The sequence below is a fragment of the Bradyrhizobium ferriligni genome, from assembly GCF_056837965.1.
The window spans coordinates 18,314-44,876 of record NZ_JBXEJO010000082.1 but is presented as its reverse complement, the minus strand read 5'-3'; the positions used below and the strand labels follow the sequence as shown (position 1 = coordinate 44,876).

Here is a 26,563-nt window from a genome sequence, read left to right as displayed (position 1 = left end):
TATGCGATCGTCGGCAGCGTCAGATTTGTATAAGAGACAGCCACCACCCATGCCGGTGCCACATGCGAATCTCGCACGCGCATTGGGGGCGGACCTTGCGCGCAGTTACTTCATCTCGGACGCAATCCTCGCCGGGTTCAACCAGTATGCAAGCATTGCCACGAGTCCCACCTCAGCATCGATGGGCCACGGCTGGCACGCATGGGTCACGCCGCGCCAGGTCAACTTCACCGACCGGGCCGTCGGGCTCGCGTCGCAAGGCACGTTGCAGGAGCTGACATACGGGCTCGACTATCGTGTCAACCCGGATCTCCTTGTGGGCTTTGCGTTCAATCCGGAAAGCACCAAGGTCACGTATGACGGGCTGAATGCCTCACTCTACGAGTCGGGAATCGGCGGAGGGCCCTATCTGGGATGGCTCATCAGCCCGACGACGCTGTTTGATGCCTGGGCCGGCTACGTACGGCTCGATCGCGCCTTCGACGCTTTCGGGCACGGTGCCAACATGCCGGTCAACCGGGCCTTCGTCTCCACGAGCATCACCCAGATCATCGATACGCCCTGGATGCGCGTCCTGCCCCGGTTCACGGTTTTCCATGCTCACGACGATGTCTCGAGCGTCACGAGCGGCCAGGGATTTCCGATTCCGGGCCAGGCCTATAGCTGGGGCCACGTGGAAGGCTCGGTGGAGCTCAACCGGGATTTCGCTCTTGATTCCCGGTTCCTGCTACAGCCGTTCGTCCAGGCCACATTGCGCTACGACACGCAACAGCTGGTCAACACCATCACCACGATCGACGGCACCGACGGCGAGTTTTCGCGCTTGCACGGTCAATTGCGCGGCGGCGTTCGGGCCCGGCTCGGATCCCAGGCCGAGTTGTGGCTGTCGGGCGGCTATCTGTCCTTCTTCACGCCCGGGATCGATGCATGGGAGGCGAAGGCGCATTTCCGCATGCGGTTCGACGAGACGAGCTCCGCGTTCGCCGCCTACATGCCGGTCAAGGCCAAGCCGGTCCTGCCGTATAGCTGGACCGGCTGCAGCATCGGCGTGAACGCCGGGTATGATTCAGCCAAAGCTGAATTCTCTTCGGCGCCGAATGGAGCCGTCGTCGAGTTTGCGCAGATCACCGGAACCCTCCCCCAACTTGCAGCCCAGCAGGCGGGCTCGAACGCTGCTCGACGTGCAGGCGGAGCTACGGCCGGCGGAGGCCTCTCCTGTAATGTGCAGTACGGCAGGACGGTCGTTGGGCTCGAAACGGATTTCAACTACACCGATCTGCAATCATCGGAGCTGCGCGGACCATTCCCTCTGGCGCCTGGAGTCACCAACACCTGGGAGAACAGCTTTCGATCGAACTATCTCGGCACCGTGCGCGGACGCCTGGGGTTCCTGGCAAACGCCTCGAACATGCTCTACGTAACCGCAGGTTTGGCTTACGCGGAATTTGCCTTTGCCACCGCGGCGGATTTCCCCGGCTTCTCCGGTTTTCGATTTGCAGGCGCCGACTCGCGCGTGAAGCCCGGCTGGACAGCGGGCCTCGGCTGGGAAACCGTTGTGAGCGGTCCATGGACGGCCAAATTCGAGTATCTTCACGTCGACCTCGGTGATCGCAGCGCCCCGGCACCCCAGAACGTCGGCGCGCTAAGCCCGTTCGCATGGACACACTCGGCCAAATTGACTGAGGACGTCATTCGCGTAGGGTTGAGCTACAAATTCGCCGGCGCACCAAATGGACCTACCGGCTGGTTCTCGCAATGAGACAGTAGCAGGAACGATGCCGAAGCTTGTTGCCTACACGATCGACGGACATGAGATAGACATCCGTCCTGCTCCGCTCGAACGCGACTGGATGGATTCCAGCGACCAGCGGTTCGCCTATCGTTGCCTGCCGCTCAACATCGCAAACGCTCACGGCTGGGAACTGCTCTGCCCGTCGGGCTTCTCGGTACGATGGGACGGGCTCAACCACAAGGAAACAGTCCGGATCAAGCCCGATCTCGGGACACATGCGCCGGCATCGAGCCACTTCGGACATGGGATTTTGACCTTCCATGTGCCATGCCTGTTCCGAACCGACCCCGGTTTCGACCTCTTCGTGACAGGCCCCATCAACAGGCCGAAGGATGCAATCGCGCCGCTCAGCGGAGTGATCGAGACGGATTGGTCGCCGTACACTTTCACCATGAACTGGCGATTCACGCGGTCAAATACGAAGATTCGATTTGAGCGGGGAGAACCGTATTGTCATGTTTTCCCGGTTGAACGCGGAGCGCTCGAGCGGATCACACCTGAGGTTATGCCACTGTCGAAAGCGCCGGACCTTGAACGCGAGTTCAAGCTCTGGTCCGAAGGCCGCAGCACCTTCAACGCCGACCTGCAGCAGCCGGGCTCGGATGCGGCGCAGCAGCGGTGGCAGAAGACATATTTTCGCGGCGTCAATCCTTCGGGCGAAGAGGCGCGAGCGGATCACCGGAGCCGCCTCCGCTTGAAGGATTTTGTGCCAAAAGAATAAGGAGAGGTATAGGGTTGGCCGTCTGACCCAATGCGGGTCGTATCTTTCCATTCCGAGAGTACTTAGTTCATCTGACCTTTTTTGCACCGACGAACATCTGGATCGCGCATCGGGTCGGGTCCTCCGGAGTGACGAAGTTGGCGGGAGCCAGTGCGTGACGGCATCGATGAGTATCGCGAACATTTCCGTCCGACATTCGGAAGTCGAAGGCAGTCCTCCGCCCTCCAGAAGGAAAGTTGGTCTACTTCGTGATCAGACAAAGGCGAGCAGGGCCAACATGCCGCTAACTACCACACCCACGCTTTCGGGCTGGTTATCCCGCCGTCTGCTGCTGTGCCGTCTTCTCGGCGTGTAGAAATAAAGTCGGGCATCTGTCGTGAACGGATGATTGTAATTCATCTTAAACCGCAAATCACGCGGTATATGACAACGAGCAGCACAACGATCAAAATCGAGCGCAACGTAGTCTAAGACCCCGGTCGTCCCCCATCGAACAACGGGCAGTGCGGGCGACATCAGCCTGATCTCGCCGCACTGACTACTTCTCGTTCTTGAAGAGAACGTCGATGGCCTGGATGACCTTAAGTTCCGGGTGAGCCTTGCAGTACACGATGACTTCGTGCTCGCCCGATTTGGTACGGGTGATATGGGCAAAATGCTTCTTAGCCAGACCATTGTACCAGCCACTATACCAAATCGCGAGAAAGTCGGCGTCCTCCTGATAGGTATTGGCGAGTTGCGCGCAGGTCAGAGCCTGAACATCGATGAACCCTTCGAGTCCATATAGGTCGAGAGCGGGACCTGGGCCTGGGCAGAAGCAATCGAGATGACGAGCGCGCCAAGGCCGAGCTCGATCGAGCTTGCGAACGATTTGAGTTTGATGATTCTCATTTCTTTTCGTCAAGACCACTTTCAAGTTCAATGATTGGACCAAAATGATCGGGATTCTCGGTATGGCGAGTACGATCGCGGGACCTGCGCTCGCATTGTACGCAGATCGGTATTGATCGAAGGTCTTGCAGGCATGCGCGGGTGTGTTGCTGATTCTTGGTCTCTCTTACGTAGGCGTTGTGCTCCCGCGTATGTGACAACCAATCTCATCGCAAATTTACACGGCGGGGTAAAGCTTTGCATACGAGACCGTCTACCAACGCTAGAAAAGGGAGCTGAATTCAGAAAACGTCATTAGACCAGAAATGTACGCCGGCGTGATTCAGGTCAGCCATTCGCTGCTGGCTGCGGCATTGGGCTGGTTGCCCACCAAAACTGCAATTTCAAAGCGACGAGCGAACCGCGCATCATTGTTTCGCTAAGAAGCCGTGTTACAAGCCGCTCCTTAAGCAAGGGAGCCATCATGGCGAAGAAGGCAACGAAGAAGCGCGTCAAGCGGCGCGAGTGGACCAAGGCTGATATTAAAGACCTTAAGGCTTACTCCAAGGGGCGTACGCCCGTCGTAAGAATAGCTAAGCTGACTAAGCGTACTGTGGGAGCGCTGCGCCAGAAGGCGTTGCATCTCGGAATCGGACTCGGGCATCAGCGGTAGCCATTGTTCGAATCTGCTTTCCAAAAAGAGATGGGCATCTATGACGGCGTGCCCATCTTGTCATCGCTTCGCAGCGCTCTCCTGCACCATCGACACTTCGATCCCTCAGCCACGCTACCGGTCAAAGCCAAAGGCTTCCGCCGCACAAGCGATGCGAACCGGCCTTGTTGAGCTTCGTGCGATCTAGCAAAAAAGGGTTTGATGGTCTCGTTGGCGGCTGCCATATCCGGTGCAACACCCGTTATTGACGACGACATTCCCGCTCCGATCGGCTCCGAAGTCGAACGAATTCGCGAGCAATCTTATCCGGCCGCAAATGGGTTGTTTGTCGCACGATCATAGAGCTTTGCGCCAGTGCAAGCTTGCCGAGAAGATTCCTTCAATTGTCCCAGCTTCGGATCAGGCTTACCGGGATTAGAAAGGGCGTTCTTGCGGCGTAAGCGTCATATTCAGGGAAAGCCCGCCGAAGAATCCGCTCTTCGTTGAACATTCGGCGGCACTGAATTGCCACAACCGCAATGGCGATGAGCACGGCGAGCGGTGAAAGCACTTGGAGTGTTACGCCTACCAGAGCAACCATCTCACAGAGGTAGAGGGGATGCCGGACGATCCGGTAAGGCCCCTCCGTCACCAGGCGCCTTGCCTCCGCCAGAATACTGAAGGATTTGCCCAACCAGCGGAGCACCACAATACACAGCGAGGTCGCCACCAGGATCAAGGCCGTGGACAGGATCGACCAGATCGGATCGAGCTCCACCTTTGGCAGAAAGGCGAGCGCGATACTCAGGAACGTGCCCAGCAAGGCCGAGATCCGCGTCTCAATACCCTTCGACTTCATGATGGGGGCCAACCGGGTTATGGTCGTCACTGCAACCAAGCTAAGAAAAAGCACGTTTGCGATGTAGGCCGCGGCCGTCAGCAGCTCGCGAAAGCTCTCCACCGGAAGCAGGTGAGGAATGCCAACGATGCCGAGAAGAGCAGCTCCGCCGTAGATAAGGATGAGTGCAGCTCTTGCGGTCCAATCCAGAAATGGACTGGTGGCGTCGCGGGATCTAGCAGAGATTACCTGGCCGAGTTTTACGTCAGTCACAGCACAGATCTCGCCGTTCAGAAGACGAGATCACTAAAAGCGATGTCTGCGGAGAGGTCAAGGAGCCGGCCATCCTCTGGAGGCACCCCATCTTGACGACCGAGTTCCCGCTTTCCGCAGCGTCCTTGCCTATCATCAAGATATGATTGAACCGTTTCAGCGCTGCCGACACGCATGTAAAAGGCATCTATTTGAACAGTAGTATTGCCATGCATGTACGCGGTTTCACAAAATTAGCTCGAATTTGCTTTTTCCTCGTCGCACTGTTGCTCGCTCAGCCGGCAACGGCTGCAAATCGGGTCGCGCTCGTCATTGGCAATTCTGCATACAAGAACGCAGCGCCCCTTTCGAACCCGATCAACGACGCCCAGATTGTCGAGGCGACGCTGAAGCATGCGGGTTTTGACGTGGTCCAAACCCACCTGGATCTTCAAGCGGCCGAAATGCGGCGTACGCTGCGCGATTTTGCCGACCAGTCTCGCGACGCAGATGTGGCTGTCGTCTATTATGCCGGTCACGGCATCGAGATCGAGGGTACGAACTACCTGATCCCGGTCGATGCCACGCTCGAGCGCGATACGGACGTCTACGACGAGGCGTTTTCGCTCGAGCGGATTCTGCTGGCCGTCGAACCGGCAAGGCAATTGCGGCTTGTGATTCTCGACGCCTGCCGCAACAATCCTTTCTCTGACAAAATGAAACGAACGGTTGGCTCACGGGCGATCAGCCGGGGCCTCGCCCGCATTGAGCCGGCGAGCTCGAACACGCTGGTGGCCTTCGCTGCCAAGGCTGGCTCAACGGCCTCGGACGGCAACAGCAAGAACAGTCCGTACGCGACAGCACTGGTGAAATATATCGGAACTCCCGGCCTGGATTTGCGCAGGGTGTTCGGTTTCGTCCGCGACGACGTCATGAAAGCAACCGGGAATCGGCAGGAGCCGTACGTCTATGGCACGCTCGGGGGCGATGATGTGCCGCTGGTGCCGGCCAGGGAAACCATCAGGGAAGCCGCCAAGGAGATCGCCAGAGAACCCGTCCCAGCAGCAATGCCGCGGTCCGAAATGCGGCACGACTATGAACTCGCGCTGCAGGTCGGCAACAAGGATGCAATGAACTATTTCATTGCCCAGTATCCGGACAGCTACTACGCAAACTTGGCAAAGCTTCAGCTCGCCAAGATCGATGCGGAGGAAAAGCGTGCCGCGGCGGCCGAAAAAGCCCGCCAAGCCGAACAGGAACAGGCCCGGCTCGTCAACCAGGGCGCTCAACAGACGCAGCTCGCCAAGGCGGCTTCGGAGTTGAAAGCGGCGCAGGAGGCTCGGGCCGCCGCCGAGGCAGCCAAGGAAGCTGCGCAGCAACAGGCCATTCAGGCCGAGCAGCGACGTGTCGCGGCTGAGGGTGCCGCTGCTGCCACAAGGAACAGCACGCCGATTACTCCCTCCGCGCCGGACCAGCCACGAGAACCGAACGCAAATACGGATACCAAGGTGGCCGCGCTGCCCAATCCGCAAGCACCCGTGCAGTTAACAGCGCCGGCTGAGCTCGCAAAGTCAGTACAGACCGAATTGCACCGAGTTGGTTGCTTCACAGGATCGGCCGATGGGGAATGGGATACGGCGTCGCGTCGTTCGCTTGAGCGGTTCAACCAGAACGCCGGCACTAGGTTCGATGCCAAAGCCGCGAGCGCAGATGCGCTTGACGCGATCAAGCTCAAGACTGCACGAGTTTGTCCCTTAATTTGCGGACCCGGCCTCAAACGAGACGGCGATCGCTGCGTCAAGATTAGCTGTGCCGCAGGCTATTTCCTCAATGACGATAATGAATGTGAGAAACGCAAGGCACGTCATGTCCCGTCCGCCAAGCTTGAGCGCAGGAACGGGGATCGCGACGAGGAACCTCCGGCAAGACCCGCAAGACCGAAGGCCGAGGCCAACGCAGGCAAAAAGGGCGACGGCGGAGTGCCCTTCATGCCCTTCTTCCTACCCTGACGAGATCGCCGCCGCATTCTGGGTGTGACGTTGCGCTGTTCCGGTAGTAAGTTGTACGGGCGAACGACACTGAGGCGAGAGCAGAGTCCGCTTCGATTTGGCAATGAATGGGCAGCCCGCTGTTTAAGGGCTGCGCCTCTTAGGCGGATAGCCGGTTGAACTCAAGCCGCGTCAGCGGGATCAAACTCGACGGCGCGGGCCGGCCTGTCCTTTCGGCCGCGATCAGGATTGTGCCACTGCCGCAAAAGGGATCAAGAACCAGGTTTCCTCGCTTCGAGCAGTCCTTGATGGCGTCCGCCACCAGCGCCACCGGCTTAACGGTGGGATGCATCGCCAATTCGTCCAATCGTCCGGGGCGCATCGTATTCACACCGTCATAGTCCCAGACATTACTGCGGTGCCGGCCATACTGGCCGAGTTCGAAATCCGTGTCCCTACCGCGACCGAGGCAGCGCGCCAAATGTCAGGTTGACATGCACGTCGATGAGACTCGGCATCAGCGTCTGGCCCTTGCCATCGACAACTCTCGTGCCATCAGATGCTTTCATGGCGGGGCCGATTGTTGAGATGACGTTGCCCTTAACGAGGACATTGGTCGGAGCGTCCGAGGCGTCCATTGACAACATCAAGCACACGGACGTCTTGAAGGAGCGTGTCGCTAGATTGCTGCGCGAGAGCGACAGTAGAAATGAGCGCGAACATGACGCTTGTAACGATCCTTGGGAAGCGGCGCTCCGCCCACGATCTCGTCCAGTTCGTCCCTCGACATCTGTCGAGACGCTTCCATCTCCTGGTGGAAGCGATCGCTCGTCGCGTGCGCCAGCGTGGTTTCCTTGAACGAATGGAGTTCCAGGTCGGGTCCGGACTTAACCTATCTGAGTGCAAACAAGCTGACGGAACTTACTCTAACGCGAACCAAGCAGGTTGAAGGATCGTCGGGGAAATGAACAAACCACCGTTGATCATCATCAACGTGTCGAACCCTGCGGCGTTTTCAGGAGAAGGCACCATCATTGTGCTCGAATACACCGACGAAGATGCCGCAATGAGGGCGGCCCGCAAGATCGCTTTGGAAACTGGACGCAGCGTGATCGTACGCGATGAACATGCGCGCGTGATCGAAGCGATACCAGCTCACACGGCACATTGAAGCGATTGGAGGCTGCCTCAAAGCGTGGGTATGACCTCATGAAGAAAAGACGACGATGCCGCGTTAAACAGACTGAAGCTCTCGAAGCCCGACTTATCGGTCGCGCAATGCATTTGCGCGAAGTAGCCCGACGGAAGCCCCCGGCATTCAACACGAGAAATTGCTTCGGCTGGCTCGTCAGGCCGAGATGGCCGCCGAAATGACCGAATTCCTAAAGGCGGCGGCCTGATCCCTAAGACACCTTCGGCCGATACAGGCATCTGCCGTAAAGGCCGCATGAGTTCCGACGCTGATGGTAGAAACGCACCGGGTGACAGGGCTTCACCCGGTGCGACACCTTGACCAGCCACGATGCGCTGAGAACGCTTTGGTCAAGGGTTTGGCGCCCTAGGCATCACGACGAGGGCGTCAAAGCCGTTTTAACGGACTCAAAAGTCGTCTTCAGCTGCGTGCCAACACCGCTCACTGCCCCGATGATCGCAATCGCGATGCCCGTCGCAATCAGCCCGTACTCAATCGCAGTAGCTCCCGACTCGTCCTTCAAGAACGCATTAAAAACAGTCTTCATGATTGTACCTGCCCAGTTTCTATCGAGACGCATTGTCGCGTCCAGAAACGAACTAGGGTTGCAAAGCCTAAGGTTGTTTAAATCGCCGATGCGCACCGATTTGCGAGACAATCGAATTAAATTACGACTCGAATTTTCGAGAGGCTTCCGACCGGATGTGATCGTTAGGTATGCATGAAACTGGAACCAGTCACAACAGCGAACAAATCGCGGAAGTTGCAACGACTTAGATCATACCTTTCGAAAGGCGAAGCTATCGTGGATGTGATCCGCGCGTGTTTGATTGCACTCATGCTGCGTCACGCCGCCGACGCATGCGACAATAGTCGTGCGACAACTTGACGCTGCAGTAACTCTATCGGCTCGCGTAATGAGATACCTCCGCGTAAGTAGAGAAAGGTATAATCGCACAACTAGAGAATGTCCGAGGTTCGGCTCCCTCTTCGAACGTCTCGAACCGCAGCGCTCATTTCATTGCGCGGCGCGCGCACTCGACGAGATGCAGTGATGAACGCACTATCAGCACATTGCTTCCGAAATAAGGGCCGATCGTCCGGATGACGGAACACCGCTCCACCCGCAGCAATCGCCGTCCTAGAGACGGGCGATTCCCCCGTGATCGGAAGCGCGCCTAGTTACCCGGGACGCCTATCGTGCCCGTCCCTCGCAACATCGAAATGAAGGAAATCCCTGACGGATTGGAATAACGACTACACCCACGCTGGTCTGGGGAGGAAGCAACGTGAAAGACTCGCGTTCGCGAACGTCCAGCAGTCGTTCGCACCGACAAGATCAAGCCGAAGATCGCCGCAAAAGCCCTATCAGAAAGAACCCCGAAAAGGGAAACGAGGGAGATCACGGTGCATGGCTTGAGATCAAGAATTCGACGCCTCATGCTGCAAACCCCGTCCTTCCGCGAAATCTGCGACGAACCGAAACGCGCGAACACCTCAGCGTCCGGCATCCTCGTCAGCAGCGTCCACACGGACACGAAGGAGACCATCCTGGTCGAAAGAGGGATTGCTCGACGCGCAGCAGCTTGAACCGGGAAGGATGAGCGGGGGATCCTAGTCTCGCTGTGATCGTTGAAAGCTTGGTATCGAATGTCGCGATGGCAACAGCTATCAACTTGCGCCGCGTCCAAGGAGGCGAACCGTCCGACTATTTTGGCTGAAGTTTTGCTTTCACAAGCTGTGTCAGTTCCTCGTAGCCGGCCCTTGTGAGGTGAAGGAGGTCTTCGCGATAATTGGCGCAGGGCGTATGGCCTTGGCAGGCGATAGCCGATGCATCGAGAGTTTGATAACTCGAGACTACCTTCTCCCGCGCCAGCAGCGATGCGTTAACTTCTGCAATCGTTTGCTCGGCACCCTCCATGTTCGGACCACGCGGCAGGATGAGGATTTGGACCAAACGAGCCTTTGGCCATATCCGACTGATCCGGCTGAAAAGATGATCAAAGGCAAGACTGACGCCGCACGCTTTGTCCAAGTACACATTGTTTGTGCCAAGCAGCAGAATGATTAGCTTAGGATGCACGCGTTTGAGTTGCTGTTCTGATGAGGTCAACAGCCATAGCGTATTTTGGATGCGATCTCGACCTACCCCCAGGTTCAGCACGGGCTGTTCCATGGCAAGAGAAGATGTAAGGTCTTCAGGCCAGGCCTGGACCAGCGAGTCACCGAGCAAAATGACCGAAGCTTCGGCGGGCAGAGAGCCGATGTTCTTCAGATCGCGCCGAAGCGCAATCGCGGAGTCGGGGAGGATCGGCGTTGACGCAATCTGTTGGTCGGCCTCATCGCACGCCGAGGTTGACAATGGTGCAGCTACACCTGATGAATATATTGCCGTTGCAACGATTGACAATGCAACCTGGATGGTTCGGCGTTTGAGCATGTGCTGAGAGCCGGTTAGGGGGGCCAATGACGACGCGGATTGCAATTTTGGGCCAATCCAACAGCGTGCTCAAGGAAGGCTTCTTCAACAAATTTTTAGAGCGACACCAGCCGGAAATGGTGTCGATGGGACGCGTTGGAGCGAGCGCTTCGCTTATTGGCCCATACTTCGCCGGTCCTTTATTTTTTCGTAATGCGGAATTTTGCATTGTCGATATGTGTGTGGTCGATTACTCGCTGTTGTCGGCCGGTGCAATCGGGCTCTACGACATCGTGAAATGGATCGAGTGGATTGGGCATAGCGCCAAGAAGAGCGGATGCGAGCCGATTTTCGTTTGCATCCCGGTCAGCAACATTGAGTTATCCAGAAACGTGATCTCGCACTGCATCTCGATCTTTGAAAGAAACGAGTGGTTCTATCTGGATGTCCGGGATTGTATTGCCCACCATCTCAAGGGCGGAACCAGAACACCGGAACAGCTCTACAAGGATTCGAGTCATCCCGGAGTTGAGCTTTCCGAGGTGATTGCCGATGGCATTGCGCAATTGATCGGCGAGATACGATCCATGCCGATGGTTGCGCTGGACAAGACTTTTCCCATCACGCGATTTGAGGTGATCAACCTGGAGGGACGGGTTGAGGCACCCCGCGCATATTACAAGGGGTCGTTGATCGAATTTCGGGGGGTGCGGCTGGAACGAGGGAAGACCTATGAGCTAAAGGTCGGGAGCATCAGCGCATTGAGTGGCATGATGGTTAACTCCTGCGCTTGCAAGGGCGTAATTGAAATCGAGGGGGACCGGAAATTCTATAAGAATCTTCGACTGCGGCCGTACAATCCGACTAACTTTGAGGCGCGTCTGGTTCCCATTTGCAAGCCACTCCGGGATGGAGAGGGAGTCATCAGGTTTTCGTTTGCAGATGGTTCCGTCGCAGAAAGCGACACCACCTTCCAGAGCCTGAAGAAGCCTGAAGATGATCTGGGTTTCGTTGAAGTAGCAGACGTCGTCGTGGAAAGGGGCTATGACCTTTTCACCTACAGGTCGACGCGACCGGCAAATGGGCAAGCGCTGCGCTGGACACCCAAGAGCGCAGGCGCGTAACGAAGCGGCGCGGCTCGGGACGACTCCCGCCGGCTCGCCGCTCAAGACGCTCTGTATGTATGTCCCGATGGTCTGGCCGTTCGCTAGCGTTCGCTTACTCATTTATACTGAAAGGCCCGATCGCTAGGAGCTGCCGTCTCAGTTGGCGGCTTCTTCATTGGCATGCGGAGCCGGTTAGTCGACAAACAGCGCTACGAGTGCACAAGTAAAGCCCACCACGAGGAGGCTGGCGGCCGTTATGGTGGCCAGATCAATCGCCCCGCGGCGGCCGACCAAATCGAAGTGCCTGGAGTGATCTTCGTCTCGATAGATTTGAAGGTGCATGGCAACCTCCTGCGCGTCCGCACACCGCCTCAACCGCGTCCGGTACGCCGGGCGAGCACTTGCGCGACGTGGGACGCGGAGGTTGATGCTCGCTTTCTCTGGCCTCTAAAACGCTGGTACTCGGCACTGGCCCCGTCGGGCACCGGCACTGTCGGCTCTGGTTGTGAAGGCGCTGGTGGCGCGAGAGCCGCTTCGATCGCCCAATTATGATCCCTCGCAAGCGGATAGGCAAGAGACTGCTTTGCATTCAACTCGCATGGGGGCACCAATCCGCAGAATACGGCCCCACGAGCGTTGACGCTCGACCAAATCGTTCCAGAACCAGCTGTAGTGGTGACGTTCACGGCAACCGTAACGGATAGGAATTAAGTGCGGTCAATGGGAGAGTTCTCCTTGATCCAGAATACCTCCAGCTGCTGCACATCCGAAATTGCGGAAATCAGAGATGTATGATGTCAAGTTGCCTGCATCGTGCGATGTGCTAAACGGCGCGCCTATCGATGAAGGAACGATGCGTGGCCAAGAATAGAAAACTAATCCGTCGTAGGTGGACGACAGTCGATGTTCGCGACCTAAAGGCGCTCGCAAAGCAGAAGCTGGGCGCCGCGAAGATCGCAAGGAAGCTGAAGCGCACGCGGAGCGCTACGATCGCGAAGGCATTTACCCTTGGTGTGTCGCTCAGCAGGCATAGGCCCCGCGGTTTATGGTCCTCAGTCGCGCTTCTCCGCGCAACGGTCCCGTCAGGATAAATTGGCCGTTCGAGCACACGCGCGACTACGTTAACGAGGCTCAGAATTCTGCCGGGCGTGACCAGGGGGAGGGCCGACGCGTAATACCGTGCGGCAGCGGCCCTACTCTGGCGAGACGTTGGCGTTCAAATGATTTTGGAGCTCATTGCGGTCACACTTGGAGAGGCCTTCTCATGTTGCTTGCCCGCTAACTGGACGCAAGCCGCGCGCCGCTCGCCTGCAGGAGACGACGTTCGTCAATTCAGCAATCTCTTCCTTGGATCGCTTCCGACCGAGAACCAGGTTGGCAACGACACGACAATCACTCTGGATGTCGACGACGCAATTCTTCGCAAGAATGTGGTTGCAGCGAATTTGCAGGTCTCCTTATGCATCCATAAGCGATGCATCGCGCTGATGCATTGAGTCGACCTTGCGATGACGGTTGAACATATTTCTCGCACTTTAGGTGATCTGGTCTCATTTACGACGTGAGGCTGAAACAAAGCCAGCCTGGCTGCGGCGTTCAGATGTTTCCGACGACGTCAGCAACGCGATCAGGCGTTGCGCCGGCGATGCCGACGACGCATGTGCGGGGATGGCAGCCGTGTACATGGTCGCGAGCCCGCATTCCGACGGCAAGGCGCCCGACAGCACGACGCCAATGGTGCTGATGATCTCGGTCGATTGCGTGCAACCGATCGGCTGCCGGTCATTGGACTCCGCCAGATGCCGCATCGCGGTCGCGCCATTCGGAAAGATTCTCAGTCGATCCGCGACGACATCAGCGATGCCGAGCTGCGCGAGCACCTTGGCGACATGAATTCCGGCGGTCGATGCCTTGGTATCGGGCACGAAGATTGCGTCCGCGGCGAGCAATGCCGCGCGCAGGCTGGCCGCGTCGTCGGCGCTGACCGACGGATCGCCGGCCCGGACGGCAAGGGCGGTTTCCACACGGCCGATATCCGTGATCGAGCTGCGCAAAACCAGCCCTTCGTTGGCCAGCTTTGCGATAAGGGCAGCGGTCAGGATGACGATGTCGGTCGGTACCCCGGCGCGTAATCTGTCGGCCATAGCGCCGACTGCACCAAAATCGCCGGCAATGCCGAGGCCGGTTTCGGCTTCAAATGCGGGTGCAAGGCTGCGCACCAGGCCCTGCGCCGCCCCGCCACTCAGGATGTTCAACGTCTTCATGCGCCCTGTTCCTTCGCTCGCGGACTCGCCGCTGCGTGCTTAATGGGGCTTGTTCAATCTCTTGACGACGTCTGCCCACTTCACGATATCGGCGCGCAGGAATTTGTCGAACGCCTCCGGCGTCATGGTCATCGCCGCCGCGCCTTGCGCGGCCCAGAGCCTCTCGACCTCCGGCCGCCTGATCGCCGCGTTCACTGCCGCGTTGAGCTTGTCGATGATTGGCTTCGGCGTACCCGCCGGGGCCATCAGGCCGAGCCAGATCGTTGCCTCATAGCCGGGCACGCCCGCCTCGGTCACCGTCGGAACGTTGGGCAGCACCGTCGAACGAATCTTGCCGGTTGTTGCGAGCGCTCGCACCTGGTTTTCGGCGACGTTCGGCGCCATCGCTGGAACGGCATCGATCATCATCTGGACCTGGCCGCCGATGACCCCGCCGCGGGCTTCGCCGCTGTTGCGGTAGGGCACGTGCACGACGTCGATCCCCGCCATGGCTTTGAACAACTCGCCCGCCATGTGATACGGCGTGCCCTGACCTGACGACGCATAGTTCAGCTTTCCGGGCTGGGCCTTTGCGAGCGCGATGAAGTCCTGCAAGGTGTTTGCCTGCACGGCGGGGTGGACCACGATCACGAGATCCGAAGTGTTCAAGGACGCGATCGGCGTCAGGTTGCGCATCAACGCATAGTGGCGCTGCGGTACCAGCGATTCGTTTGCGGTCTGGGTGTTCGACATCATCAGAAGGGTGTAGCCGTCGGCAGGCGCCTTTGCGACCTCGAGCGTGCCGATCACGCCGCCGGCGCCGGTGCGGTTTTCCACCACGAAGGGCTGGCCGAGGCTTTCCTGCAAGATGCCGCCGACTTGTCGCGCGACGACGTCGGCCGGACCGCCGGGACCAAAGGGAACGATGATCCTGACCGGCCGCGCAGGATAGTCTTCGGCCTCAGCATATGAGCCTGACATGGACACGGTCAGCAACGCCGCGACAAACACCAAGGCGTATCGCAGGCTCGCCATTGACTGAATCCCCCAACTTTAGTCTTGTTTCTTGATCAGAAGTCTAGCTGCAACTTGAAGCTTCTGTCGACGACAGACTCCGTTTTCGCGCATCGGAATAAGAGCGGGAGGACGGTGTACTCAAACTTCGCCATCGCGTGCGGGGAATCATATGAGGAAACATCCTGGGCTATCGCGCCGCGACATGCTGAAGGGCTCGGGCGCGGTGCTGGCTGGGGCCGCCCTTTCAACGCGCGTGATGGCCGCCGCGCCACCTGCGGAACCGGTGACGCCGACGTTGATCGAGGCGGCGAAGAAAGAGGGGCAGGTCGTCTATTACACCTCGACCGATCTGCCGGTTGCCGAGAAGTTGGCAAGGGCATTTGAAGCCAAATATCCCGATATCACCGTGCGCGTCGAACGCACCGGTGCGGAGCGTGTGTTCCAGCGGGTCGGCCAGGAATATTCCAGCAACATTCATGCCGTCGACGTCGTCAATTCCTCCGACGCCGCACATTTCATCGTGTGGAAGCGCGACGGCATTCTCGCGCCCTATGTTCCGGAGGAGGTCGCAAAATACTACCCCGAGGAGCATCGCGACGCGGACGGGCAATTCGCAAGCTTCCGGGTCTGGTTGTCGATCATTGCCTACAACACCAATCTCGTGAAGGCCGAGGAGGCGCCCCAGAGCTTTGCCGATCTGCTGGATCCGAAATGGAAGGGCAAGATCGTCAAGGCGCATCCCGGCTATAGCGGCACCATCATGACCGCAACCTATCAGATGCAGCGCGATCTCGGCTGGAGCTTCTTCGAGAAGCTGGCCAAGCAGAACATCATGCAGGTGCAGTCCTCGACGGATCCACCCAAGAAGCTCGATCTCGGCGAGCGAGCGGTGATGGCCGACGGCAACGAGTACAACATCTTTCAGCTGAAGGAGGCTGGCCGCCCGGTCGAGCCGGTCTACGCCACCGAGGGGTCGCCGATCATCGTCGGCCCCAACGGGATCTTCAAGGACTGTCCGCACCCGAATGCCGCCAGGCTGTTTCAGTCCTTCGCGCTCGGGCGTGAGGGCCAGCAGCTCAATGTCGAGATCGGCGGCCTCAGATCCGTCCACGCGCAGGCCAAGGAGAAGGCTGGACGCAGGCCGCTAAAGGACATCAAGACGATGAAGGACGATCCGGTGGCGGTGGAGCGGGAAGGGGAATCGATCAAATCGCATTATACCCGCATCTTCCGAGTCTGATGGGACAGCTCAGACCAATAACTGCCCGTCCGGGCGCCTGCCGCATGGCACGTGCCCGGATTTCGCGCGAGCTGGGTCAATAATGCCCCTCGGCGGAGGCGGCGTTTGATGTTACCAATTTGGCCATGAACCAGCATGCCAAGGTCGACATCCGCCATTCCACCTGTCCGCACGACTGCCCCTCGGCATGTGCGCTCGACGTCGAGGTGATCGAGGGACGCTCGATCGGCAGGGTACGCGGCTCCAAGCAGCAGACTTATACGGCCGGCGTGGTCTGCGCCAAGGTGGCGCGCTATGCCGAGCGGATTCATCACGCCGAGCGGCTGATGTATCCGCTGCGCCGGACCGGGCCGAAGGGCTCCGGCCAGTTCGAGCGGATCTCCTGGGACGAGGCGCTGGACGAGATCGCTGCGCGCTTCGACGCGGCCGAGCGGGAATTCGGCGCCGAGTCGGTCTGGCCTTACTATTACGCCGGCACCATGGGGCTGGTGATGCGCGACGGCCTCAACCGGCTGTCGCATGTGAAGAAGTATTCGCGCTTCTACGGCACGATCTGCGCGACCATCGCGCGCATCGGCTTTGCCGCCGGGACCGGCAAGATCGCCGGCGTCGATCCCCGCGAGATGGGCGTCTCCGACCTCATCGTGATCTGGGGCACCAATCCGGTGAACACCCAGGTCAACGTGATGACGCATGCATCCCGCGCGCGCAAGGAGCGTGGCGCGAAGATTGCGGCCGTCGACGTCTACAATAACGAGACCATGAAGCAGGCCGACATCAAGATCCTGCTGCGGCCGGGGACCGATGGCGCGTTCGCCTGCGCCGTGATGCATGTGCTGTTCCGCGAGGGATTTGCCGATCGCGACTATCTTGCGCGCTATACCGATTGCCCCGACGAGCTGGAAGCGCATCTGAAGACCCGCACGCCGGAATGGGCTTCAGCGATCTCGGGCGTACCGGTCGAGGAGATCGAGGCGTTCGCGCGGCTGGTCGGACAGACCAAGCGCTCGTTCTTCCGTCTTGGCTACGGCTTCACCCGCAGCCGCAACGGCGCCGCCCAGATGCACGCTGCGTCGTGCACCCCCGCCGTGACCGGCGCCTGGCAATATGAGGGCGGCGGCGCGTTCTTCAACAACGCCGCAATCTGGCGCTTCGACGAGTCGATTATCGAAGGCCACGACGCGATCGATCCCGCTACACGGGTGCTCGATCAGTCCAAGATCGGCCGCATCCTCACCGGCGATTCCGAAGCGCTGCGCGGCGGCGGGCCGGTCAAGGCGATGCTGATCCAGAACACCAACCCAATGACGGTGGCGCCCGAGCAGGCGCTGGTGCGCCAGGGCTTTGCCCGCGAGGATCTGTTCGTCGCGGTGCACGAGCAGTTCATGACCGAGACGGCCCAGATGGCCGATATCGTGCTGCCGGCGACGATGTTCATGGAGCACGACGACCTCTATTACGGCGGCGGTCATCAGCACATCTCGGTCGGCCCGAAGCTGATCGATCCGCCCGGCGAGTGCCGTTCCAATCACGAGGTGATGCAGGGGCTCGGCCGCAGGCTCAATGCCGTGCATCCCGGCTTCGACATGACGCCGCGCCAGCTGATCGATGCGACCTTGAAGAAGAGCGGCCACGGCACGATCGAGGCGCTGGAGGCCGACATTTGGCGCGACCTGCAGCCCGATTTCCGCACGTCGCATTACCTCGACGGCTTCGCTCACGCAGACAAGAAGTTCCACTTCAAGGTCGACTGGGGCAAGGTCCCTGTCGGGGCCGGCGGGCTGATGGGCGCGTGGGACAAGATGCCCTCGCTGCCCGACCACTGGACCATCATCGAGGAGGCGGACGCGCAGCACCCGTTCCGACTCGCGACCTCGCCCTCGCGCAGCTTCCTCAACACCAGCTTCAACGAGACGCCGTCGTCGCAGGCCCGCGAGGGCGCGCCGACCGTGATGATCCATCCCGACGATGCGGCTGATCTCTCGATCGCCGACGGCGACGCGGTGACGCTCGGCAACATGCGCGGCGAGACCACGCTGACCGCAAAGCTGTTCGATGGCGTTCGCCGCGGCGTGCTGATCGCCGAGTCGATCCATCCGAACAAGTCCCACATCGGCGGGCGCGGCATCAACATGCTGACCGGGGCGGAGGCCGTCGCACCGCTCGGCGGCGCCGCGTTCCACGACAACAAGGTCTGGATCCGGAAGGCATCGGCCGCCGCATAAATCCTGCTTGCAGTCGCCGCCGATCCTGCCGCAAATGTCGGCTGACAACGGCACATTGGCCAAGAAAACAGGCAGGAAACATGACCGACAACAGCGTTCTTTTCGAAAAGCGCGGGCAGGCGTTCTGGATCACCATCAACCGTCCAGACAAACGCAACGCGCTCAATGCCGGTGTGATCGCCGGCATCGCCAAGGGCTATCGCGAAGCGCATGACGACAAGGACGTCCGCGTCATCGTGCTGACCGGCGCGGGCGACAAGGCGTTCTGCGCCGGCGCCGACCTGCAGAACAGCGGCGCGGCCTTCTCGATGGATTTCTCGCGCCCCAATGTCGACTATGCCGACCTGCTGCGGCTGTCGCAGAGCGCGACCAAGCCCGCGATCGCGCGGGTCGGCGGCGTCTGCATGGCCGGCGGCATGGGCCTGTTGTGCATGACCGACATGGCGGTGGCTGCCGATGGCGTGATCTTCGGTCTGCCGGAGGTGAAGGTCGGCGTGTTCCCGATGCAGGTGCTGAGCCTGCTGCAATCGATCGCCCCGCCGCGCCTCGTCAACGAATGGGCGCTGACCGGCGAGCCGTTCGACGCCAGGTCCGCCCAGGCCGCGGGCCTTCTCAACTATGTGGTGCCGGCGGCCGAGCTCGACGCCAAGGTCGATTGGCTGATCGGCCGCATCGTCGACAAGTCGCCGACGGCGATCCGTCGCGGCAAATACGCGATGCGGGCGATCGCCTCGATGTCGTTCGACGAAAGCATCGCCTACACCGAAAGCCAGATCGCGCTGCTCGCGATGACCGAGGATGCCAAGGAAGGCCTCAAGGCCTTCGGCGAGAAGCGCAAGCCGACCTGGACCGGCCGCTAGGCGGCAGACCGATCGCAAGCGTTCCTTGACGCGAAATCGTGTCAGTTGATTGGAACGAGGGCATCATGCGACGCGAGCGCAGAATCTGATGAGAGGGCCGTTCTGGTTCGTTCCTCTCGGCGCTTTTTTGCGGCCGCGATCAACTGCTTCCGCGTGCGTTTGGCATAGGTTGGGAGTTGTTGTCTCGAGCGATGGCGGCCGGCGGCGCGTAGTTCAGCGTCCGTGAGATCGCTATCGGCACCTTCCGTGAAACCGCCGTGACGAAAGGAGGTAAATGAGAGTTCATGCCGAAGACCAGCTGCTATGACTATTTTTTTGACCACATGGCGAAGATAGCGAAGGTCCTTACGCTCGGTCATCCATGGGATCAAGGCAGACGATTTGCGATGGGCATGATCACGGCGGAACACCAATCCTGAAACGACAGAGCCTTTGATCGCATCGAGTTCCGCCACCAACTCGGGGAAGAGGGGCCCGCCCTTGTCATCGAACAGAGGCCACCAGGCTTCCTCGTTATTCTTTGGATGCACAATCCTTACACTGTTTGACCGCTCTTTTGGCCGATAGTGCGCGATTTCGAAAGCGCCGAATACATGCTCCTCCCGTTGCAGCCACTCCCACGCCAATAGCGCGGCCGTTCCAATAGAGTGATATCCGAGCCGTTTCGCAGCTCGCCTGAAAGCGGCTAGTTCATCCCAGCTTGCCGTGGGTGTCTCCCGCATGGGCTGCCCAGGCGCACGGGATTTTAGGCCCATCCGCGAGAAGGGATTGACCTGTGGTACCATTGTTTCTTGCGCGCGTTGACCAACAAACCAGGCGCGTCTGCAAGCAGTCATAGCTGCATTTGCGAACCGTCGACGTTCGCGCTTGGCGGCGTTACCTTCTCTGTCCTTGTATTGCACGACGAGGAGCTTCGCGTAGACCGCGTCAACGAATGCTTTGGTGAAATCAGTGATCTGTTTCGAGCCGACGCGGCTGCCGTCTTTTAGTTCGTGATTGGCGAAGAGTTGCAGGCCTTGGCTGTATAAGCGCTGTGTCTTGTGATCGATGTCCCTCCATCGCTGGTGCGCCCGGAAGACGCTGACGAGCCAGTCGAAAGTGCCGGGCGCAGCGAGCACTGGAAGCATGTCGGTCAATCCTCCAGAACGCCAGCTGTCAAAAGCTGGCAGCAGAACACTTTCAGTTCGCTCGACCGCTGACGCGAAGTCTTGTCCCAACGCTTCAGCATGTACGGGGCACCCCTGCTCGCGGGCCCAAGTGGGTGGCTCGAAGAAGTAACCCGGCCGACCTCCCTTCAGTAGCTTCGAACGGAAATAGCGAGGAGGCCTCGACGTGGCATCGAGCGTATTCATACAAGAGAGGCCAGGTCCTCATTTTTTGATTTATCTGGTGCTGCTCCTCCGTATTGGGCACTGAAGTGATCGATGGCGGCTCTCGACCAGATTGGTTGTCGAGCCCGTCCAGTTCTGCGATGGGCAATTGGTGGCGGTGCCTCACCGCGGCCGACGGCACGCGCGAGTTCGCGCGTGTCCGCGAAACCCAGATAAGCAGCGGCCATGTCGGCAGGCATGAGTGCAGGCCAGGTGCCGATCGGTGGATAGCGGGCGGGAAGGGCGGCACGGGATGCCACGGATGTCAGCTCACGCGTCAATGCGACAACGGTCTACGCGCTGAAGCTATTGCAACGGCGTGATCCATTGGGCTCCTTGCTGACATGTGCTCATACCCCTCGTGCACCAACTCGAAGCACGAGGGAGCTGTGAGGTACAGTACCGTCAGAAGCTCATGCAGAAATTGGCGGGCTTGGCGTGCAAATAAGTGCTGGGCGTCGACGGTGCAGGCATGCGGCGCCGATGGCACAGCGATCGTCGCTCTCCATAAACATGCCGTTCAGGCCCGCGAGCGACTGCGAGTGCTGCGCAGGGCGGAGCAAGCTGAGCGGCAGTTCCTCGGCAAGAAGCCTGGCATCCACCACGGAAAACGCCGCTCGACGAGAGTCATATGATACTTGCGAATTGTCAGTTGGTATTCCGACACGTGCGTCGCTCATCTCGCATCTGGACTACAAGAGCGCTCTCGTTTGTCGGAATTGCGAAACGCCAGCCACCCAAGCTGCCCCGTGAGCGCGATGTTGATGAAGCAATTGCCACTAACTAGGTGAACGTCGCCCTAGCGGGCCGGGCTGTCGGCTGCGCTGAAACTCCGGCTTCGCCGGATTTTCACCCTTCGGGCGTCCATCCCTGACGCGATCGGCGCGGTCAGTTGGAGATCGTTGCCCGCGCATATGCGGCTGGAGGGACGGGTATAGAGTAAGAGGGCGGCGAAGGGAGGCCGTGACGGGTTGGAAGTTGCGAGAGAGGCTCGCGGCGCCCGTCGCGGAGACCCGCAATGTCCAAACACCATTCCCGGACGCACACCAGGGAAGACCGGTTAAGCCTGTATGACGAAATTACCAATAAGATCATCGCCGAGCTGGAGGCTGGCCATGTACCCTGGGTTCAGCCATGGGAGAACGCTGCAGAAAACGCGCTCCCGGTCATGCCGAAAAACGTCACGACGAATCGTCCGTACAGTGGCGTGAACGTCCTGATACTTTGGAGTACGGCCCGCGAGCGTGGATTCTCAAGTCAGCGCTGGCTTACCTACCGTCAGGCGCTCACGATCGGAAGTCACATCCGCAAGGGTGAACGTGGCACGACCATCGTTCACGCTGATCATTTCGTGCCGCGTGACGAAAGGATTCGCGCGTACGAGACCGGGGAGGCGGCGCAAGCCGTCCCATTTTTGAAACGATTTACCGTCTTCAATGTCGACCAATGCGATGGTGCACTCCCCATAGAAATAGCGACCGCTGCGCCACCGCAGCGACCCGACATGATTGAACCGACGATTGAAGCCTTAATCAAGGCGACCGGCATCGATTTCCGTATCGGTGGTAACCGTGCGTTCTACGCACCGTCTGATGACTATGTTCAAGTGCCGCCGCCTGCGGCCTACTTCGAGCCGATCAATTGGCACCGCACCGCGCTCCACGAACTGGGCCACGCGAGCGGTCATCCCTCGCGCCTCAACCGCGATCTTGGTGGTTGCTATGGTACGAAGAGATACGCATTGGAGGAATTGATTGCGGAGCTGTGCGCTGCATTCTGCTGCACATCACTCGGCATCGTACCGACTGTGCGCCACGCCGACTATATCGGCTCATGGCTTGAGATCCTGCGGGAGGATAACCGCGCAATTCTGCGTGCGGCATCGCAGGCGAGCAAAGCCGCCGACTTCTTGCTCGGATTCGTTCCGAAGCAATCCCTAGCCGCACCGACTATAGCCGTCAGAGTCGAGCAGGAAGCATGATCGGCATTTGGTGACTTACTCGAGAGGAAGAGGGCGGCGCGTGACGCCATGATGGGTTGGAGGCCGAGGGAGAGGTCCTTCGGTCGCCCGTCATGGGGACCTCAAATGACAGTGGCTGTCCAAACGAGAGTGCTTTCACCCTCATTTCAGAATCCGGTTGCTCGGGCAGGTAAAGAGGAGGTGGCCTAATGCGGTGCGATGCGTCCGAAATGGCACGTCGCCTCGCGTGTGAGGCCGAGGCGGTGTGTCGACACTATCTCTCCAACGGCTGCCGGCAGGGTCGCTATTGGGTCGTCGGAGATTGTAGAAATGCACCCGGCCGCTCGCTGTTCGTCCGGTTGAGCCAATCGCCCAAGAGGCCCGCCGGCAAGTGGACGGATGCCGCTACCGGGGAACATGGCGATCTTCTCGACATTATCAAGACTAGCTGCGGGTTGGTCGATTTCCGTGACGTCCTCGAGGAGGCGCGGCGGTTCCTGAACATGCCTCGATCCGATGCCCGACCGGTCGGTGCTGATCGTCTGCTGCGGCAAAGGGGATCTGTAGAGGCCGCACGTCGGCTCTTTACCATGTCACAGCCGATCGGTCGGACTGTGGCCCAAATCTATCTGCGGCAACGCGGCATTAAGCCCATCCGCGACGACGGCGCGCTGCGCTTTCATGCGCATTGCTACTATCGGCCCAACCTGGACTCTCCGCCCCTGTTCTGGCCGGCAATGATCGCTCGCGTGACCGATCTCAAGGGGCATTTCACCGGCGTACACCGGACCTGGCTTCATCCGTCGGGACAGGGCAAGGCGCCGGTCGAAACACCACGGCGTGCAATGGGCGATCTCCTCGGTAACGCAGTACGTTTCGGGTCAGTTGACGACGTGCTGGTGGCAGGCGAGGGCATCGAAACCGTGCTGTCGCTTCGTTGCGTGTTGCGGAGCATGCCGATGGTAGCAGCCCTTTCCGCCAACCACCTTGCCGCCCTACGGCTCCCGCTGTCGCTACGCAGGCTCTACATCGCGCGCGATGCGGACGCGGCTGGAATGGCGGCAGCGATAGCCTTGACGAGCCGCGCAGAGGCTGTCGGCATCGAGGTCTTCATTCTGTCGCCGAAGTTCGAGGACTTCAACGCTGATCTCTGCACGTTGGACGCTGAAGTATTCCGAGCGGCGTTACAGGAGCAGCTCGCTCCTCGGGACATAGTCCAGTTGCGGCCATGAATGAGCCGCGATCGATTCGAGATTGCGGCGATCTCTCGATCGCGGATCGTCGTGATCTGCCGATGCGAGATCACCTTTGCCGTGCGGGACCGCGCCACGGCCTTCTAGAGGGCGATCGGACGGCAGGTGGACCGGCCCTGCAATGGCTGCGCACGGCTATTTTCCGCCGGCCCTGCGGCCCTTTGCATCGCGAAGCAAAATAGCCGGCCTTCGCCATCCTCCGCTCCGCTTCGGCCCGCCGGCTTGCGCCTTTGGGTTCCGGTCCGCTCCGCCCGCCGTCTTTTGATCGCCACGAAGACCGCGATAGGCGCGGCCGATCAGGCAGAAGGAGCCTCACCATGACAACCGACCGTGACGAAACCGAGTTCGAACCGCAGCATGTCTCATCACCAACGCATCATTTGCTCAACGAGCTTCAGCTCTATAGCCACCGTCCCTTCGAGGACGAACTCGATCCCAGACCGCTTCCCGAGGGCAAAAGAATCGCGGGCGCCATTGCCGACATGTTCGACGCCCTGGTGGCGACCTTGAGGGACACCCGGCTCGAGCCCGACCTGGAGAACCTGCTTTGGTCGACCGTCAATCTGTTCCACCGTGCCACGGGCCGCATCGAACGTGAGCTCGACGACAATGAGCAGGCGCAACGCAGGAGCCAGTGTGAACAGAATGGATCGGAGGTTGAATCGGTTGAACTCGAACGGCTTACCGCCGAGGGCGTTACACTCATGGAACGCCGCAATGCCATGGAGCTCTTCCGTGAACTGGCCACCGATCAATTCGAGCTTCACACCGGCTCGCCCTGGCGTCCCCGCGCTGGGTCGTTGGTCAATCATCGCACGCTCACGTCGGCGATGATCGATAGCCGCGACTTCCTGGCTGCCAAGCATCGGGCCGAAACCGAGGCAATGTTGCCTTCGGGGTCCAAGATCGCGTTTACCGGAGGCTTCGATTTCAACAATCACCTCCTGATCTGGGATCGGCTCGACAAGGTTCATGCCAAGTACCCTGACATGGTCTTGTTGCACGGTGGATCTCCGAAAGGTGCAGAACTGATCGCCGCCAAATGGGCCACCAACCGCAAGGTGCCTCAGATCGCATTCAAGCCCGACTGGACCAAGCACGCCAAGGCGGCTCCGTTCAAGCGCAACGACGCAATCCTCGCACTGCTGCCAATCGGCGTCATACACTTCCCTGGCTCCGGAATACAAGACAACCTTGCCGACAAGGCCCGGAAGTTCGGCATTCCCGTCTGGAGATTCGGCGGTGTGTAACCGCCGCTTCATGCGCACCTCTTCATCAAGAGGCCCCTTAATGAACGTCTCGCCGGGGGTACTCGGGCCAGGGCCCGCCGTCATCTCCAATGCCGGCGTCGCTATCACTGCCTCTGTCCCGGGTACCCTCTTGACCGGTCTCGACGTCCGCGGGTTCACTTCGCTGCGCTCCGTCTGACACGCTATTTCATTTGAAGGCGGTGCGCTTTGCGCCCGCCTTGTCTTCTTGGCAACAGATGTTTTGGCGCTCTAACAATCGGCACCAAGGCTTGGCTTCAGATAACCATCCTTGTTGAGCCCGAAGGGTCTATCGGGGCCCTCGGGTCGGACGAACCTTAGCCAACTGTTTCTGCCAAGGCGCGGTGGGGATAAGTCGGTCTGTCGATCGAAATTGCTCGCGATCGAGGCGTTGATCGGTCCGCGGGATAGACCGCGGGTAACGTGGCCAACGTTGAGCGCTTGGTCCCTGACTTCTCCCACCTTGCTCGCACGATCAACGCAGTACACGGGCATCTCGTCGCAAATGCTCAAGGCGATCAATTACGCCTATTCCTTCGCGTCTGTTTCCGTCTCTTCGCCCGAACGCAGCGACATCTTGTGCAGCACAGCCGAGGTTGGCCAAGACTTCTCTGGAGGATGCCGTTCGATGACAGACCACCTGGCCTCTTGATGGCTTGATCTGGCCTAAGAGCGGCTGCGCCTCGATCGCCTGAACGCAACGCCGTGGGGCGACTTTCTTCCCCTGGGCTAACGCCCATTCCTCGCGGGACAAGAAAGTCTCCCCACTGGCGTCCTCCGCTGCGCTCCAGCCCGCATGCGGGTGCGTCGTCGCTCGTCTTTGGCCTGTAGATCGCCATCGAGGCCGCGATGGTCGCGCCTCGAAACATTAAGGAGAAGTGACATGGCTAACATCGGTTATTTCAAGAAGGTCGGCCGCGAGTTGCAGGGCGAGATCGTCACCCTGAGCCTCCAGACCAGGGGCGTCAGGATCGTACCCGAGACCAACCGATCCAACGACAATGCCCCGAGCCATCGCATCTTCGTTGGCCGCGCAGAGATCGGCGCCGCCTGGTCGAAGCGCTCCGAGGAGGGCCGCGACTACCTTTCGCTCAAGCTCGACGATCCCTCGTTCAACGCGCCGATCTACGCGAACCTGTTCGACGACGAGGAAGGTGACGGCTTTACCCTCATCTGGTCGCGGCTGCGCAAGAACGGCGACTGAGGTTCGACCGCTAAAAAAGAGCTCCGTCCGATCGGCCGGACGGGGCTCATTGCATCAGCAGTCAAGACATTGCCGGCCAAGCCGCGATTAAGG

General features: G+C 59.6%; 22 protein-coding genes and 1 pseudogene. 13 read left to right on the top strand and 10 right to left on the bottom strand.

Translation table 11 applies throughout. The features are described 5' to 3' along the window. On the top strand, nt 1–1,759 hold a 1,759-nt coding region (locus AC1VNY_RS35565; RefSeq protein ID WP_482408661.1), incomplete at its 5' end, for an outer membrane beta-barrel protein. 16 nt (nt 1,760–1,775) lie between these two features. After that, complete coding sequence (locus tag AC1VNY_RS35560; RefSeq protein WP_482408660.1) at nt 1,776–2,513, top strand: DUF6065 family protein; 738 nt, start codon at nt 1,776–1,778, stop codon at nt 2,511–2,513. A 538-nt stretch (nt 2,514–3,051) separates the two neighbouring features. Here the strand turns inward: AC1VNY_RS35560 and AC1VNY_RS35555 are convergent. Further along, nucleotides 3,052–3,417: an HdeA/HdeB family chaperone gene (locus AC1VNY_RS35555; protein WP_482408659.1), complete on the bottom strand. Its 366-nt coding sequence runs from the start codon at nt 3,415–3,417 to the stop codon at nt 3,052–3,054. Between the two features lie 450 nt (nt 3,418–3,867). Between AC1VNY_RS35555 and AC1VNY_RS35550 the strand changes: the two genes are divergently transcribed. Further along, nucleotides 3,868–4,056 (top strand): hypothetical protein, encoded by a 189-nt coding sequence (locus tag AC1VNY_RS35550; protein WP_482408658.1) that lies wholly within the window; start codon nt 3,868–3,870, stop codon nt 4,054–4,056. A 379-nt stretch (nt 4,057–4,435) separates the two neighbouring features. On the opposite strand, the gene AC1VNY_RS35545 is transcribed toward AC1VNY_RS35550, so the two are convergent. Beyond that, entirely contained in the window at nt 4,436–5,146 is a 711-nt protein-coding gene (locus AC1VNY_RS35545; RefSeq protein WP_482408657.1) for a methyltransferase family protein, read from the bottom strand. 209 nt (nt 5,147–5,355) lie between these two features. Here AC1VNY_RS35545 and AC1VNY_RS35540 point away from each other — a divergent pair, with 209 nt between their 5' ends. Then, nucleotides 5,356–7,134: a caspase family protein gene (locus AC1VNY_RS35540; protein WP_482408664.1), complete on the top strand. Its 1,779-nt coding sequence runs from the start codon at nt 5,356–5,358 to the stop codon at nt 7,132–7,134. Between the two features lie 193 nt (nt 7,135–7,327). On the opposite strand, the pseudogene AC1VNY_RS35535 reads toward AC1VNY_RS35540, so the two are convergent. Both AC1VNY_RS35535 and AC1VNY_RS35530 read right to left on the bottom strand, forming a co-directional pair. Next, nucleotides 7,328–7,558 (bottom strand): annotated as a pseudogene (locus AC1VNY_RS35535) (DNA methyltransferase); the annotation flags it as partial. A gap of 10 nt (nt 7,559–7,568) precedes the next feature. Continuing rightward, nucleotides 7,569–7,751: a hypothetical protein gene (locus tag AC1VNY_RS35530; RefSeq protein WP_482408656.1), complete on the bottom strand. Its 183-nt coding sequence runs from the start codon at nt 7,749–7,751 to the stop codon at nt 7,569–7,571. Nucleotides 7,752–8,077: 326 nt separating this feature from the next. Between AC1VNY_RS35530 and AC1VNY_RS35525 the strand changes: the two genes are divergently transcribed. After that, nucleotides 8,078–8,284: a hypothetical protein gene (locus tag AC1VNY_RS35525; RefSeq protein WP_482408655.1), complete on the top strand. Its 207-nt coding sequence runs from the start codon at nt 8,078–8,080 to the stop codon at nt 8,282–8,284. Nucleotides 8,285–8,678: 394 nt separating this feature from the next. Here AC1VNY_RS35525 and AC1VNY_RS35520 read toward each other — a convergent pair whose 3' ends face one another. Continuing rightward, nucleotides 8,679–8,852: a Flp family type IVb pilin gene (locus AC1VNY_RS35520; protein ID WP_482408654.1), complete on the bottom strand. Its 174-nt coding sequence runs from the start codon at nt 8,850–8,852 to the stop codon at nt 8,679–8,681. Nucleotides 8,853–10,013: 1,161 nt separating this feature from the next. After that, nucleotides 10,014–10,745: a GDSL-type esterase/lipase family protein gene (locus tag AC1VNY_RS35515; RefSeq protein WP_482408653.1), complete on the bottom strand. Its 732-nt coding sequence runs from the start codon at nt 10,743–10,745 to the stop codon at nt 10,014–10,016. 26 nt (nt 10,746–10,771) lie between these two features. Between AC1VNY_RS35515 and AC1VNY_RS35510 the strand changes: the two genes are divergently transcribed. After that, nucleotides 10,772–11,848, top strand: coding sequence for a hypothetical protein (locus tag AC1VNY_RS35510; RefSeq protein WP_482408652.1), 1,077 nt, complete (start codon nt 10,772–10,774; stop codon nt 11,846–11,848). 174 nt (nt 11,849–12,022) lie between these two features. Here the strand turns inward: AC1VNY_RS35510 and AC1VNY_RS35505 are convergent, their stop codons facing one another. The 3 genes from AC1VNY_RS35505 to AC1VNY_RS35495 form a co-directional block, all read right to left on the bottom strand. Next, nucleotides 12,023–12,172 (bottom strand): hypothetical protein, encoded by a 150-nt coding sequence (locus AC1VNY_RS35505; RefSeq protein ID WP_482408651.1) that lies wholly within the window; start codon nt 12,170–12,172, stop codon nt 12,023–12,025. A gap of 1,208 nt (nt 12,173–13,380) precedes the next feature. Continuing rightward, entirely contained in the window at nt 13,381–14,094 is a 714-nt protein-coding gene (locus tag AC1VNY_RS35500; protein WP_482408650.1) for a molybdate ABC transporter substrate-binding protein, read from the bottom strand. Nucleotides 14,095–14,133: 39 nt separating this feature from the next. Next, on the bottom strand, nt 14,134–15,054 hold the full coding sequence (locus tag AC1VNY_RS35495) for a tripartite tricarboxylate transporter substrate binding protein (protein WP_482408663.1): 921 nt from the start codon (nt 15,052–15,054) through the stop codon (nt 14,134–14,136). Nucleotides 15,055–15,259: 205 nt separating this feature from the next. On the opposite strand from AC1VNY_RS35495, the gene AC1VNY_RS35490 reads away from it, so the two are divergent. From AC1VNY_RS35490 to AC1VNY_RS35480, 3 genes are all read left to right on the top strand, one after another. After that, on the top strand, nt 15,260–16,330 hold the full coding sequence (locus AC1VNY_RS35490) for an extracellular solute-binding protein (RefSeq protein ID WP_482408649.1): 1,071 nt from the start codon (nt 15,260–15,262) through the stop codon (nt 16,328–16,330). 125 nt (nt 16,331–16,455) lie between these two features. Beyond that, complete coding sequence (locus AC1VNY_RS35485) at nt 16,456–18,555, top strand: molybdopterin oxidoreductase family protein (RefSeq protein ID WP_482408648.1); 2,100 nt, start codon at nt 16,456–16,458, stop codon at nt 18,553–18,555. Nucleotides 18,556–18,635: 80 nt separating this feature from the next. Then, a complete protein-coding gene (locus tag AC1VNY_RS35480; RefSeq protein WP_482408647.1) occupies nt 18,636–19,415 on the top strand; it encodes an enoyl-CoA hydratase/isomerase family protein in 780 nt (259 codons plus the stop codon). A gap of 41 nt (nt 19,416–19,456) precedes the next feature. Here the strand turns inward: AC1VNY_RS35480 and AC1VNY_RS35475 are convergent, their stop codons facing one another. Then, nucleotides 19,457–20,542: a hypothetical protein gene (locus AC1VNY_RS35475; RefSeq protein WP_482408646.1), complete on the bottom strand. Its 1,086-nt coding sequence runs from the start codon at nt 20,540–20,542 to the stop codon at nt 19,457–19,459. Nucleotides 20,543–21,803: 1,261 nt separating this feature from the next. Between AC1VNY_RS35475 and AC1VNY_RS35470 the strand changes: the two genes are divergently transcribed. From AC1VNY_RS35470 to AC1VNY_RS35455, 4 genes are all read left to right on the top strand, one after another. Further along, on the top strand, nt 21,804–22,766 hold the full coding sequence (locus AC1VNY_RS35470; RefSeq protein WP_482408645.1) for an ArdC family protein: 963 nt from the start codon (nt 21,804–21,806) through the stop codon (nt 22,764–22,766). 188 nt (nt 22,767–22,954) lie between these two features. Continuing rightward, the gene (locus tag AC1VNY_RS35465; protein WP_482408644.1) at nt 22,955–23,977 is read left to right on the top strand and encodes a DUF7146 domain-containing protein; all 1,023 of its coding nucleotides are present in this window, start codon (nt 22,955–22,957) and stop codon (nt 23,975–23,977) included. 338 nt (nt 23,978–24,315) lie between these two features. Further along, a complete protein-coding gene (locus AC1VNY_RS35460) occupies nt 24,316–25,248 on the top strand; it encodes a DUF2493 domain-containing protein (protein WP_482408643.1) in 933 nt (310 codons plus the stop codon). A gap of 901 nt (nt 25,249–26,149) precedes the next feature. Next, on the top strand, nt 26,150–26,470 hold the full coding sequence (locus AC1VNY_RS35455; protein ID WP_018272761.1) for a DUF736 domain-containing protein: 321 nt from the start codon (nt 26,150–26,152) through the stop codon (nt 26,468–26,470). Nucleotides 26,471–26,563 lie beyond the last annotated feature (93 nt).

Excerpts from the sequence above, each read along its gene's own strand:
- AC1VNY_RS35550 (WP_482408658.1), top strand. The coding sequence starts at position 3,868 with ATGGCGAAGAAGGCAACGAAGAAGCGCGTCAAGCGGCGCGAGTGGACC.
- AC1VNY_RS35520 (WP_482408654.1), bottom strand. The coding sequence starts at position 8,852 with ATGAAGACTGTTTTTAATGCGTTCTTGAAGGACGAGTCGGGAGCTACT.
- AC1VNY_RS35465 (WP_482408644.1), top strand. The coding sequence starts at position 22,955 with ATGCGGTGCGATGCGTCCGAAATGGCACGTCGCCTCGCGTGTGAGGCC.
- AC1VNY_RS35495 (WP_482408663.1), bottom strand. The coding sequence starts at position 15,054 with ATGTCAGGCTCATATGCTGAGGCCGAAGACTATCCTGCGCGGCCGGTC.
- AC1VNY_RS35525 (WP_482408655.1), top strand. The coding sequence starts at position 8,078 with ATGAACAAACCACCGTTGATCATCATCAACGTGTCGAACCCTGCGGCG.
- AC1VNY_RS35515 (WP_482408653.1), bottom strand. The coding sequence starts at position 10,745 with ATGCTCAAACGCCGAACCATCCAGGTTGCATTGTCAATCGTTGCAACG.
- AC1VNY_RS35505 (WP_482408651.1), bottom strand. The coding sequence starts at position 12,172 with ATGCACCTTCAAATCTATCGAGACGAAGATCACTCCAGGCACTTCGAT.
- AC1VNY_RS35485 (WP_482408648.1), top strand. The coding sequence starts at position 16,456 with ATGAACCAGCATGCCAAGGTCGACATCCGCCATTCCACCTGTCCGCAC.
- AC1VNY_RS35480 (WP_482408647.1), top strand. The coding sequence starts at position 18,636 with ATGACCGACAACAGCGTTCTTTTCGAAAAGCGCGGGCAGGCGTTCTGG.
- AC1VNY_RS35470 (WP_482408645.1), top strand. The coding sequence starts at position 21,804 with ATGTCCAAACACCATTCCCGGACGCACACCAGGGAAGACCGGTTAAGC.
- AC1VNY_RS35510 (WP_482408652.1), top strand. The coding sequence starts at position 10,772 with ATGACGACGCGGATTGCAATTTTGGGCCAATCCAACAGCGTGCTCAAG.
- AC1VNY_RS35455 (WP_018272761.1), top strand. The coding sequence starts at position 26,150 with ATGGCTAACATCGGTTATTTCAAGAAGGTCGGCCGCGAGTTGCAGGGC.
- AC1VNY_RS35530 (WP_482408656.1), bottom strand. The coding sequence starts at position 7,751 with ATGGACGCCTCGGACGCTCCGACCAATGTCCTCGTTAAGGGCAACGTC.
- AC1VNY_RS35500 (WP_482408650.1), bottom strand. The coding sequence starts at position 14,094 with ATGAAGACGTTGAACATCCTGAGTGGCGGGGCGGCGCAGGGCCTGGTG.
- AC1VNY_RS35490 (WP_482408649.1), top strand. The coding sequence starts at position 15,260 with ATGAGGAAACATCCTGGGCTATCGCGCCGCGACATGCTGAAGGGCTCG.
- AC1VNY_RS35560 (WP_482408660.1), top strand. The coding sequence starts at position 1,776 with ATGCCGAAGCTTGTTGCCTACACGATCGACGGACATGAGATAGACATC.
- AC1VNY_RS35475 (WP_482408646.1), bottom strand. The coding sequence starts at position 20,542 with ATGCTTCCAGTGCTCGCTGCGCCCGGCACTTTCGACTGGCTCGTCAGC.
- AC1VNY_RS35460 (WP_482408643.1), top strand. The coding sequence starts at position 24,316 with ATGACAACCGACCGTGACGAAACCGAGTTCGAACCGCAGCATGTCTCA.
- AC1VNY_RS35540 (WP_482408664.1), top strand. The coding sequence starts at position 5,356 with ATGCATGTACGCGGTTTCACAAAATTAGCTCGAATTTGCTTTTTCCTC.